Here is a 13,107-nt window from a genome sequence, read left to right as displayed (position 1 = left end):
CAAGACGTCATCATCATTATTTTAAAATAAGCTTTTCTTTTATTTTAAATAAAACTCATTTGATTTTGATCAAGGTGCCCTATTTCACTCATTACTACATACCCCCTCAACAAAAAGGAAGAATTTATCTGGTGGTAAAAATGGAACAAACTGACACCCCGATCAAAGGCTCGTCAGAGGCCTTATGGCTGAGCTCTTTGGCCTTTACCGTCTGTTTTGCGGTATGGACAATTTTTTCGATTATCGGCATTGCGATCCAGAAAAAATTGGGCTTGAGCCAGTCTGAACTCGGACTCCTCATAGCGACACCCGTACTCACCGGTTCACTTGTGCGCATTCCACTTGGCATCTGGACCGAACAGATCGGTGGACGCATTATTTTTGTCTTATCGATGCTGGCTTCCGCTTTATCGACATTTCTTCTCACTTTTGCCCACACCTACACATGGATGTTGATAGCGGCTCTCGGGATTGGCATTGCCGGCGGCACATTTTCTGTGGGCGTTGCCTATGTTTCACGCTGGTTCAGCGCCAAAAGACAGGGCCTGGCACTGGGCATTTTCGGTGCAGGCAATGTCGGTGCAGCCGTTACCAAGCTTGGCGCTCCATGGGTGATGAGCTGGTGGGGAAGCTGGGAAGGCGTGGCCTATATCTGGGCACTGGTGCTCGTTATTACGGCTGTGATCTTCTGGCTCTTCACGTCGGATGATCCTGTGCTCGTCGAACAACGCCGTACCGGCACAAAACCGCAAAGTGCTTTGCTTGAACTGGCACCTTTGAAGAAACTGCAAGTGTGGCGTTTTTCCTTCTATTACTTCTTCGTATTCGGTGGATATATCGCTTTGGCAACATGGTTGCCGCATTATTTGCAGGATGTTTATTCAATCGACCTGTGGCTTGCCGGCGTTATCGCAGCACTCTATTCGATACCCGCGTCACTCTTCCGTGCCTATGGCGGTTACCTTTCCGATAAATATGGCGCACGCCGGGTCATGTATTGGACACTGACAATGTGTACCATTACATGTTTCATTCTCTCCTACCCTCCGACACAATACACGGTTGAAACGGCGAAAGGTCCATTCACCTTTACATTTGCCATCAGCCTTGTCGGTTTTGCGATTGTCGTTGCCATACTCGGCTTCTTCATGGCTCTCGGGAAAGCGGCTGTTTATAAGCATATTCCCGTTTATTACCCGAAAAGCGTCGGTGCCGTTGGCGGCCTCGTCGGTATGATGGGCGGACTTGGCGGATTTATCCTGCCCATTCTCTTCGGTGAAGTCCTCGACATCACCGGAATCTATTCAACCTGCTTCATGATTTTATTTGTCATTTCACTCGCGGCACTCATCTGGATGCATGTTTCAATCCTTATGATGAACCACCGCAAATTGGTAGAGCTCGGGCAAAAAACGCCTGAATTTCAGGAGTAATTCGCATGTCCAATCAAATTAATAAAGGTTATGTATTAACCGAATGGAATCCCGAAGATAGCAGTTTCTGGAATAATTACGGGCGCAAAATTGCCAACAAGAATCTCTGGTTGTCTATTCCGGCTCTGCTTCTTGCGTTTGCTGTTTGGCAGGTTTGGTCGGTGGTTGTGGCTGAATTGCCGCGTGCCGGTTTCAAATTCAGCTCGACACAATTGTTCTGGCTTACCGCTTTGCCGGGTCTTTCCGGAGCAACATTGCGTATTTTCTATTCCTTCATGGTGCCGATATTCGGTGGCCGCCGCTGGACGGCACTGACAACCGCCTCATTGTTGATACCGGCACTCGGAATCGGTTTTGCTGTGCAGGACGTCAATACCCCTTATTGGGTGATGGCGCTTCTAGCATTGTTGTGCGGCTTCGGTGGCGGAAACTTTTCTTCTTCCATGTCGAATATCTCGTTTTTCTACCCGAAAGCCGAAAAAGGCAAAGCCAGCGGCCTTAATGCCGGTTTAGGCAATCTCGGTGTGTCGGTTGTGCAATTTGTTGTACCGCTTGTTATTGCCACCAACGCTTTCGGCTGGTTGGGCGGCCACCCGCTCACTGTAACAGAAGCGAATGGTCACACTTCCGAGCTCTGGCTACAAAACGGTGCCTTTGTTTTCGTCCCCTTCATTGCTTTATCAGCCATATGCTGCTGGTTCGGAATGAACGACATTGCCGATGCCAAGGCTTCATTTGCCGATCAAGCTATTATTTTCAAACGTAAAGATAACTGGCTGATGTGTATTCTTTATATGGGAACTTTTGGCTCGTTCATCGGTTTTTCTGCTGCATTTCCACTTCTAATGCGGTTGACCTTTCCGGATGTAAATGTGGTGAACTATGTATTCTTGGGACCACTGATTTCGGCACTTGCACGTGCGGGTTTTGGTGGCGTAAGCGATAAAATCGGCGGTGGTCGTGTAACCTTCTGGGCATTTATCCTGATGATGCTTGCTCTGGGAGCCGCGCTTTATTTTGTTGCAAATCCCGGTAGCGCCGTTGCTTTCCCCGGTTTCTTTGCTGCGTTCATGGTGCTCTTCTTTGCAACCGGTGTCGGCAATGCTTCAACCTTCCAGATGATACCGGTTATTATGAGCCGTGTTATCGACAAAACCATGCCAAATGCCACGGAAGAACAAAAGCGCCATCAAAGCGACCGTGAATCGGCTGCAATCACCGGCTTTACCGCCGCCATTGCTGCCTATGCCTTCTTTCTTATACCCGTAAGTTTTGCACTATCCAAAGATGCAACGGGTGGCCCGCAAGCCGCTCTTTGGGGATTTATGATTTTTTACGTTATTTGCCTCGCCATCACATGGTTCTGTTACATCCGTAACGGAGCAATCCTCCATGTCGAAGGTCGTCGGACACAAAAATAACGCTGTAAGTTAAGGAGACCATTGATGAGTCTACTACTCGACCGCCTGAATTTTCTGGCACGAAAAAAACAACCGTTTTCTCATGGACATGGTGTTACAACCGATGAAAACCGTTCATGGGAAGACGCTTATCGCAAACGCTGGCAATATGACAAAATCGTGCGCTCGACGCATGGTGTTAATTGCACCGGTTCGTGCTCGTGGAAAATCTATGTCAAGGGTGGTATTGTCACTTGGGAAACCCAGCAGACCGATTATCCGCGTACCCGCCCTGATCTGCCCAACCATGAACCACGTGGCTGTCCGCGAGGCGCAAGCTATAGCTGGTATATGTATTCGGCAAACCGTGTAAAATATCCGCTTATCCGCGCGCGTCTTATCAAATTGTGGCGCAAGGAACGCGTGGTAAAAACACCGGTTGGTGCATGGGCTGCAATTCAGGAAAATCCTGAAAAACGGTCCGAATACCAGAAGGTGCGCGGGCTTGGTGGCTTTGTTCGTTCTACATGGGACGAAGTCAACGAGATTATCGCTGCTGCCAATTCTTACACAATCAAGAAATATGGTCCCGACCGGATTATCGGCTTTTCGCCGATTCCGGCAATGTCCATGGTCTCCTATGCTTCCGGTTCGCGTTACCTGTCACTTCTCGGCGGTGTGTGCATGTCTTTCTATGACTGGTATTGCGATTTGCCGCCTGCCTCGCCCATGACATGGGGCGAACAGACAGATGTGCCTGAATCTGCCGACTGGTATAATGCCGGTTTCCTTATGCTTTGGGGCTCCAACGTGCCGCAAACCCGCACACCGGACGCTCATTTTTATTCGGAAGCCCGCTATAAAGGCACAAAATCGGTGGTTGTTTCACCCGATTATTCGGAAGCAAGCAAGTTTGCCGATCTCTGGCTTCATCCCAAGCAAGGAACCGACGCAGCACTTGCCATGGCGCTCGGTCACGTTATTTTGCGTGAATTTCATCTGGAGCGTCAGGCCGAATATTTTGAAGATTATTGCCAACGCTACACCGATATGCCGATGCTCGTCAGACTGGTGAACAGAAATGGCCACTTCATTCCTGACCGGTTGCTCCGCGCTTCGGACTTTGCCGACAAGCTCGGTGAAACGAATAATCCCGAATGGAAGACTGTCGCCGTTGATATGAAAAGCGGTGAATATGTTGCGCCACTCGGTTCTTCCGGTTTCCGTTGGGGTGAAAAAGGCAAATGGAACCTAGAATCGAAAGATGGCAAGGGTCGTGAGGTCACATTGGAAATGAGTTTCATGCTTGAAGGCGAGCATGACGCCGTTGCCGATGTCGATTTCCCCTATTTTGCAAGTCGCGAACACAGTTTCGATGACGGCACAGATCACGAAAGCATTCTCACGCGCAAAGTCCCCGCCCGCAAATTGAAATTGCCGGAAGGCGAGGTTGTCGTCGCTACCGTTTTTGACCTGTTTGTTGCCAATTACGGCTTGGAACGCGGTTTCAAAGACAAAAACTGTGCAAGCTCTTACGATGAAAATATTCCTTATACTCCCGCATGGGCAGAAAAGATCACGGGCGTTTCGCGCGACAAAATCATAACAGTTGCTCGGGAATTTGCCCGCAATGCCGAAAAGACCAAAGGTCGCTCGATGGTTATTCTCGGTGCCGGTATCAATCACTGGTACCATATGGATATGAACTATCGCGGCATTATCAATATGCTCGTTATGTGCGGTTGTATCGGTCAATCCGGCGGTGGCTGGAGCCACTATGTGGGACAGGAAAAATTGCGTCCGCAAACCGGTTGGGCTCCGCTTGCTTTCGGTCTTGACTGGTCACGCCCGCCACGCCAGATGAACGGTACGTCGTTTTTCTATGCCCATACCGATCAATGGCGCTATGAAACTGTGAAAGTGAGCGAATTGTTGTCGCCGACAGCCCCTGAAGGGCCGTGGGATGGTGCGTTGATCGACTATAACATCCGTGCCGAGCGCATGGGATGGTTGCCGTCGGCACCGCAATTGAAAGCAAATCCGATCAACCTTGTTAGAGAAGCGGAAGCTGCCGGTAAAGACCCGAAAGATTATATCGTTGACGGTCTGAAATCGGGCAGCCTGCAAATGTCGTGTGAAGATCCGGATGATCCGTTAAACTGGCCACGCAACATGTTTGTCTGGCGCTCGAACATTCTCGGTTCATCGGGTAAAGGGCACGAATATTTCCTTAAACACTTCCTTGGCACAGCCAATGGCGTTTTGGGCAAGGATTTGGGAGATCAGGGACGTGTCGAGACCAAAGAAGCTGTCTGGCATGACGAAGCGCCGGAAGGCAAACTTGATCTTCTGGTAACACTCGATTTCCGTATGTCTACAACCTGTGTCTATTCCGATATCGTGTTGCCCACTGCAACATGGTACGAAAAGAACGATCTTAACACGTCGGACATGCATCCCTTCATCCACCCGCTTTCAAGCGCAGTCGATCCGGCTTGGGAAGCAAGATGCGACTGGGATATTTTCAAAGGCCTTGCCGAGAAATTTTCCGAAGTGTCTAAGGAGGTTCTGGGCGTTGAAAAAGATGTCGTTTTGTCTCCGAGCCAGCACGATACTGCGGGCGAGCTTGGTCAGCCATTCGATGTCAAGGATTGGAAAAAGGGCGAAATCGAACCCATTCCCGGCAAAACTATGCCGTCCATTGCAGTGGTCGAACGCGACTATCCGAACATCTACAAGCGTTTTACCGCCCTTGGTCCTTTGATGAAAAAGGTCGGCAATGGTGGCAAAGGTATCAACTGGAAAACCGAAGAGGAAGTCGATCTCGTCGGCCGTATCAATGGCGTTGTTGAAGATGAGGGCGCCACAAAAGGCATGCCGAGCATTGCAACCGATATTGATGCAACCGAAGTCATTTTGACTCTTGCACCGGAAACCAATGGCGAAGTTGCTGTCAAGGCATGGGAAGCTTTGGGTGAACATACGGGACGCGACCATACGCATCTGGCACTGCCCAAGGAAGACGAGAAGATCCGTTATCGCGACATTGTTGCCCAACCGCGTAAAATCATTTCGTCACCCACGTGGTCCGGTCTTGAATCAGAAAAAGTCTGTTATAATGCCGGTTATACCAATGTTCACGAATTGATCCCGTGGCGCACTATCACCGGTCGTCAGCAACTTTATCAGGATCATTTGTGGATGCGTGCCTTTGGTGAAGGTTTCTGCGTTTATCGCCCGCCGATCGACACCAAAACGGTAACAACGGCAATCGAAGCCAAGGCTGGTGACAAGCCGCATCTGATTTTGAACTTCATAACCCCGCACCAGAAATGGGGCATCCATTCGACCTATTCCGACAATCTGTTGATGTTGACTTTGAACAGAGGCGGACCGGTTGTCTGGATTTCTGAAAATGATGCTCGAAAGGCCGGTATTGTCGATAATGACTGGGTGGAAGCTTTCAATGCCAATGGCTCGCTTGTTGCCCGTGTCATCGTTTCACAGCGCATGAAAGACGGAACGGTCTTCATGTATCACGCCCAGGAAAAAATCGTAAATGTTCCGGGCTCGCCTTTAACCAAACAACGCGGAGGGATCCATAACTCGGTTACCCGCGTTATTACCAAACCGACCCATATGATCGGCGGCTATGTCCAACAATCATACGGTTTCAATTATTACGGCACTGTCGGCGCCAATCGCGACGAGTTTGTGGTGGTACGCAAACTTGACCATGTCGATTGGATGGATGGTGAAGCAAATTCGGCAATGAAGGAGGCCGCAGAATGAAGGTTCGCGCGCAAATAGGTATGGTTTTAAACCTCGATAAATGTATCGGTTGCCATACCTGCTCTGTCACCTGCAAAAATGTCTGGACGAACCGTGAAGGCGTCGAATACGCCTGGTTCAACAATGTCGAGACCAAACCCGGCATCGGTTTTCCCAAAGATTGGGAAAACCAGAAACGCTGGAATGGCGGCTGGATAAGAAAATCGAATGGCAAAATACGTCCGCGCATGGGCGCAAAGTGGCGTGTTCTTTCCAAAATTTTTGCCAATCCCGATCTGCCGGAGATTGACGATTATTATGAACCGTTCGATTTCGACTATGAGCATTTGCAAACGGCAAAAGAGTCAAAAACCATGCCGGTTGCCCGTCCGCGTTCCAAGATTACCGGCGAGCGCATGGATAAAATCAAATGGGGGCCGAATTGGGAAGATGTCCTTGGTGGCGAATTTTCCAAGCGCTCCGAAGATTACAATTTTGCCAATGTCGAAAAAGAAATTTACGGCGAATTTGAAAATACATTCATGATGTATTTGCCGCGTCTTTGCGAACATTGCCTCAATCCTGCCTGCGTGGCCGTTTGCCCTTCAGGTGCAATTTATAAGCGCGAGGATGACGGCATCGTTCTCATTGATCAGGAAAAATGCCGCGGCTGGCGTATGTGTGTTTCCGGCTGTCCGTATAAGAAGATCTATTTCAACTGGTCTTCGGGAAAATCGGAAAAATGCATTTTCTGCTATCCGCGCATTGAAAGCGGTATGCCGACAGTTTGTTCGGAAACTTGTGTCGGGCGTATCCGTTATCTTGGTGTGATGCTTTATGATGCCGACAAGATTTCCGATGCTGCCGCTACAGAAGGCGAACAGGATCTTTATGAGGAACAATTGAAAATCTTCCTTGATCCGAATGACCCTGCTGTTATCGAACAGGCACGTAAAGACGGTGTCAGTGACGAGTGGATTGAAGCTGCCCAACATTCGCCTGTCTATCAAATGGCGATGAAATGGAAAGTAGCCTTTCCGCTTCATCCTGAATATCGCACTTTGCCGATGGTCTGGTATATTCCGCCGCTTTCGCCGCTGCAATCGGCTGCCGAAGCCGGCAAGCTTGCAATGGACGATTTTATTCCCAATGTCCGCTCGTTGCGCATACCCGTGCGTTACCTTGCCAATTTGTTGACTGCCGGAAAAGAAGCACCGATCGTTTCGGCACTTGAACGTATGCTTGCCATGCGTGCTTATATGCGTGCGAAATCTGTCGATGGTGAATATCGTCCGGAATATGCGGAAAAAGTCGGCCTGACACCTGAAATGATCGAACACATGTATCAGGTCATGGCGATCGCCAATTATGAAGACCGTTTTGTCATTCCGACATCACATCGTGAAGTGAGTGAAGATGCCTATGATCTACGCGGGTCTTGCGGCTTTTCATTCGGCAATGGATGTTCGGGCGGCAATTCAAAGGGTGATCTTTTCGGCTCAAAGGGTAAGAAAGTCGTCACAACACCGACAGACTTATTGAAGGAGAGCGCGTAATGAATTCCGATCTCAAAATCATTTCCTTACTTTTAAGCTATCCGGAAGAAGAATTGCAGCAATCGGGCAATCTTATCAGAGCAACGCTCGATCAGCTTTCCGATCTTGATGCGTCAGAAATTGTCGGACTGAAAAGTCTGGTCTCGGCAATTTCCGATCGCGACATTTATGAAGTACAGGAAGACTACGTTTTGCTTTTTGACAGAACGCGGTCTTTGTCGCTCCATCTTTTTGAACATGTTTACGGCGAAAACCGCGATCGTGGACAGGCGATGGTCGACCTCAAGGACATGTATGACCAGGCCGGTTTTGAAATCGACGTTCACGAAATGCCGGATTATCTGCCGATGTTTCTGGAATTTCTGTCAACAAGAAGTGACGAAGAAGCACGCCATCTTCTCGGCGAAACCTTGCACATCATTTCCGCAATCCGGCAAAGATTGCAAAAACGCGGGTCGGTTTATGTTGCTGCATTCGTGGCACTTGAAAGCCTGTCTGGTAAAAAACCCGACGAGGCATTAACAGCCGAAATCGTCAGCCGTAAAGAAGATGACCCGAATGACCTTGAGGCTCTCGACCGTATCTGGGAAGAGGAAGCCATTACTTTCGGTGGCAACCAAGGTGAAAATGCTTGCGGGCCCGACCGGTTACAACGTCGCATCCGTGCCCAGCACCGCGATGCTTCTACGCAAATTTAAGGATAGAGAGACAATGTTGCACTTTTTCCATACACTCATATTCGGGGTCTATCCCTATATTGCTTTGACTGTTCTGGCACTTGGCTCGATTGTCCGTTATGATCGCGAGCCTTATACATGGCGGGCAAGTTCCAGCCAGTTGTTGCGTCGCAAACAATTGATGTGGGGTTCTGTTCTTTTCCATGTCGGTGTGTTGTTTATTTTTCTAGGCCATTTTGTCGGGCTTCTCACACCTATTGCTGTTTGGGATGCCTTGGGCGTCAGCCATAGCTTCAAACAGGTTGTTGCCATGACAGCCGGTGGCATTGCCGGAGCCATGGCCATTATCGGCGCAACAATGCTTGCCCACCGGCGGTTGTTCGACCCGCGGGTCAGGGCAACGTCAAGCACAACAGATACATTGATTATTCTTCTGTTGTGGGCACAGCTTTTCCTCGGCCTTGCAACCATACCTTTTTCGATGCAGCATCTCGACGGTCATGAAATGGTCAAGCTGATGGACTGGGCACAGGGAATATTCACCTTCAACCTTGCAGCTTCAAGCTATATCACCGATGTGGCTTTTGTATTCAAACTGCACCTTTTCCTCGGTCTTACCATTTTGCTTTTGTTCCCGTTTACACGTCTCGTTCATATGCTGAGTGCGCCGGTGCGTTATATCTGGCGTACGGGATATCAGGTTGTTCGTAAAAAAGACCGCCTGCCCGTTCACATCCGTAGAGAAGTAACGGAGTAAAACTGCGGATAAAGGAGTAATTGTCTATGGCGACAACGGTAAAAGTCGAGCATTCGGGATTAAAAAAAGTAGTGGTTCCTCCCTCCCCCAAGAAGCAGGAAATCGACACGAGAATTCCGCCAAAAGCGAAGCCGTTATTCAAAGAGGTGAGCGTCAATGGCGTTGTCATTCCCGAAGTCGATATTCTGCAAGAAGCACAAAATCATCCGGCTCCAACGCCGGGTGAAGCGCTTCTTGAAGCTGCGCGTTCATTGGTTATTCGTGAACTTTTGTGGCAGGAAGCAAAAGACAAAAATCTTGTTCCCGATAATGAAGACTGTGTCGGGGAAAATAACGCGGGAGAAGACAGTGGCCAGCAAACAAAGCTTGATGCGGCAATCTCTGCCCTTCTCGAGAGTGAAATAAAAACACCTGAAGCAAGCGAAGAAGATTGCAAAGCTTTTTATGATCGTGATCCGTCGCGTTTTTCAACCGAAACGATCTGGCAGGTCAGACACATTCTTGTTAGCGCCAATCCGAAAGACAAAAAGGCTTTCGATCAAGCACGAGAGAAAGCTTATGCCATTTTGGAACAGGTGAAAAAAAATCCGCAAAACTTTGCCACAATTGCGAAAGATATTTCTTCCTGCCCTTCAGCAGCTCAAGGTGGCAATCTTGGTCAGATAACACGCGGGTCGACTGTGCCGGAATTTGAAAATGCTTTGAAAAAAGCAAAAAAAACGGGGCTATTGATGCAACCGATCGAGAGCCGTTATGGTTATCATATTGTCGAAATAAACCAGATTATCCCGGGAGAAATTCTTCCGCTGGAATTGGTAAAAGAAAAAATTGCTGCCTGGCTCGAGGCGTCAAGCTGGTCAAAAGCTGTTCAACAATATATAGCAATTTTGGCCGGAAAATCCCATATAACGGGTATTGATTTGAAATCCGGTGAGGGACCTCTTGTCCAGTAAGGAGTTTAGAGAGTGCAAAAAACACCAGAATCAAAGTTGGTTGATCCTTTTGGCAGGAAGATCAGCTATCTGCGACTTTCTGTAACCGATCGTTGTGATTTACGCTGTGTTTACTGCATGGCGGAAGAAATGGTGTTTTTACCCAAAAAAGAGCTTCTGACAATCGAAGAACTCTACCGCGTTGCGAGCCGGATGATTGATCTTGGTGTCACCAAAATCCGTCTTACCGGTGGTGAGCCATTGGTTCGGCGCAACATTATGGTTTTGTTTGAAATGCTGGGTAAGCATCTCGGACATGGGCTTGAAGAATTGACACTGACAACCAATGGAACATTGCTTGCCCGTTATGCCGAGGCACTTGTTCAAAATGGTGTCAAACGTGTCAACGTCTCTCTCGATACACTTGACCCTGTCCGCTATCACCAATTGACCCGTCGTGGTGACATTGCCCATGTGCTTGCCGGCATTGACGCGGCACAAAAAGCCGGATTGAAAGTTAAATTGAACGCTGTTGCCATGCGTGGCGGCTTTCTCGGTGAGGTCGACGATCTCATCCGTTTTGCCCATGGGCGCGGTATGGATCTCACCGTCATTGAAGAAATGCCAATGGGCTATACCGGTCACGACCGTTATGAAACCTTCCTGTCACTCGGCGCTTTGCGTAAAAGTCTTGAACAACGCTGGACATTGGTTCCGGATGCCCATTGTTCAGGCGGCCCTGCCCGTTATGTAACAGTCAAGGAAACGGGTGGCAGACTTGGGTTTATTACCCCGCTTTCTTGTGATTTCTGTGCTTCTTGCAATCGTGTGCGCATCGGTTCGACCGGTAAACTTTATCCTTGCATGGGGCAATCCGGCATGGTCGAATTGCGTGAAGCTATCAGAAGCTCCGAAAGTGATGAAAAACTGACAGAACTTATCCTGAAAGCAATTGACAGCAAGCCGAAGGGGCATGAATTTTCAATCGAAAAAGATGGCATTTGCGGATTAAGCCGTCACATGTCGGAGCTCGGCGGTTGATTGCAGTTCACCTGCGACATAAAAGCTGACAGAGCCGCTTAAACAGAACGGAAAACATCGTTATTTGTAACCGGAATTGGTCGTCGGGCACGAACTCTAAAATTCGTTCGTTTTCTTGGTGATGGTCAAAATTACCAGCGCCCGTTTTCAAGCGCATCCTCTGCGGTGTGAGTTAGACGATCAAACCAGATTTTTTTGTCTTTTATCTGATCAAACAGGAAAGTTTCAAAACCTCTTTCCAGCGGCTTTAAACAGGCAAAAAACTTGTTCAATCAATCTTCCCATCAAATAAAATAAGCACTGTATCGGGCTACAGTGCTTATATTCCCGTTTACCAACTTTTTCGGTGATAAATTTCGTAAAGAATGCGCTTTTTTAAAAGCATTCCTAAACTAACCGCCAAGAGACCGTTTTTCTCTTCCCCGACAGAAATTCAACCTCAAAGTTTAACTTCTGAAGGCAAGGGTTTGTCGGCAAAAAAGGCGTCGATATTTTCCACCACAAGATCGGACATTCTGTCGCGTGTTTCAACAGTACCACTGCCATGGTGGGGATAGAGAACCACATTCTCGAGCTTATAGAATGCCGGATTGATATTCGGCTCGTTAAGATAGACATCAAGACCGGCCGTTTCCAATTCTTTGCTTTGCAAGGCTTTAATCATGGCGTCTTCGTCGATAACCGTGCCGCGAGAGATATTGATAAGGGAACCGCGGTTTCCAAGTGCTGCAATCACCTCTTTGGAGATGAGCTTTTCAGTTTCCTTGCCGCCGGTTACTGCAACAACCAGAATATCCGACCACTTGGCAAGTTCGACAAGCGAGGGGAAAAACTGATACGCGACATCCGGTTTTTTATGGCGTCCGTAATAACCGATTGTGAGCCCGCAACTTTCAAACCGCTTGGCGATAGCGTGTCCAATCCGCCCGAGACCGACGACACCGGCGCGTTTTCCGGCAGTCGTTTCTGTGAGCGGCATCGGGCCTTTCTTGGCCCACTCGCCGGAGCGCACATAATGATCGCCAAAAACAAGCCTGCGACGGGCGGCAAGCATCAACATCAATGCGACATCGGCAACGTCATCGGTCAACACATCCGGCGTATTGGTTAAATGGATTTTATGCTCTTTCAAATCCTTGAGATTAACCTGATCGAACCCCGCGGTTACACAGGCGACAAGCCCGACCTGAGGCAATTTTGAAATCAGATTTTTGTCAAAAACAATATTGCCTGTGCTGATGACTGCTCGACAATTTTGTGCATTTTTATCAATAAAATCGGCCCTATCTTTTGCAAGATCCGCGCGCAACAAGTGATAACGCTTGTCGATGTCTTTCATTTGACGCTCTTCAAGCGGACTTAGTACCAATATATCCTGTTTCACATTATTCTCCCTCTGGTTTTATTAAAATATTTTTCAAGGAAAGATATTAATGAATGAAAAACTGTAATGTCTATCGAAAAATTCAAATACCACCAATGATTTAAAAGTCCTGATAAGCATTGCTCCGATTTTGCCGTTTTTCCTGTCTCTATGTTT

The 13,107-nt window shown here is 48.3% G+C and carries 7 protein-coding genes and 1 pseudogene; 7 read left to right on the top strand and 1 reads right to left on the bottom strand.

Going from position 1 to position 13,107, the window contains the following annotated elements; translation table 11 throughout:
- Positions 1-140 precede the first annotated feature (140 nt).
- From H3S83_RS11635 to moaA, 7 genes and pseudogenes are all read left to right on the top strand, one after another.
- Positions 141-2,854 (top strand): annotated as a pseudogene (locus H3S83_RS11635) (nitrate/nitrite transporter).
- A gap of 24 nt (positions 2,855-2,878) precedes the next feature.
- On the top strand, positions 2,879-6,625 hold the full coding sequence (locus tag H3S83_RS03095; protein ID WP_198238878.1) for a nitrate reductase subunit alpha: 3,747 nt from the start codon (positions 2,879-2,881) through the stop codon (positions 6,623-6,625).
- Entirely contained in the window at positions 6,622-8,160 is a 1,539-nt protein-coding gene (narH, locus tag H3S83_RS03090; RefSeq protein WP_198238258.1) for a nitrate reductase subunit beta, read from the top strand. Before H3S83_RS03095 ends, narH begins: the two co-directional genes overlap by 4 nt.
- Positions 8,160-8,858, top strand: coding sequence for a nitrate reductase molybdenum cofactor assembly chaperone (gene narJ, locus H3S83_RS03085; protein ID WP_198238877.1), 699 nt, complete (start codon positions 8,160-8,162; stop codon positions 8,856-8,858). Before narH ends, narJ begins: the two co-directional genes overlap by 1 nt.
- Before the next feature lie 13 nt (positions 8,859-8,871).
- Positions 8,872-9,594, top strand: coding sequence for a respiratory nitrate reductase subunit gamma (narI, locus tag H3S83_RS03080; protein ID WP_077970234.1), 723 nt, complete (start codon positions 8,872-8,874; stop codon positions 9,592-9,594).
- A gap of 26 nt (positions 9,595-9,620) precedes the next feature.
- Positions 9,621-10,547 (top strand): peptidylprolyl isomerase, encoded by a 927-nt coding sequence (locus H3S83_RS03075; RefSeq protein WP_210327911.1) that lies wholly within the window; start codon positions 9,621-9,623, stop codon positions 10,545-10,547.
- Between the two features lie 12 nt (positions 10,548-10,559).
- Entirely contained in the window at positions 10,560-11,567 is a 1,008-nt protein-coding gene (gene moaA, locus H3S83_RS03070) for a GTP 3',8-cyclase MoaA (RefSeq protein ID WP_077990741.1), read from the top strand.
- 439 nt (positions 11,568-12,006) lie between these two features.
- Here moaA and H3S83_RS03065 read toward each other — a convergent pair whose 3' ends face one another.
- The gene (locus H3S83_RS03065) at positions 12,007-12,951 is read right to left on the bottom strand and encodes a 2-hydroxyacid dehydrogenase (protein ID WP_077970232.1); all 945 of its coding nucleotides are present in this window, start codon (positions 12,949-12,951) and stop codon (positions 12,007-12,009) included.
- Positions 12,952-13,107 lie beyond the last annotated feature (156 nt).

This window comes from Bartonella sp. W8122 (genome assembly GCF_016102485.1).
Lineage (GTDB): Bacteria > Pseudomonadota > Alphaproteobacteria > Rhizobiales > Rhizobiaceae > Bartonella > Bartonella apihabitans.
This window is presented reverse-complemented; position numbering and strand designations above follow the sequence as displayed.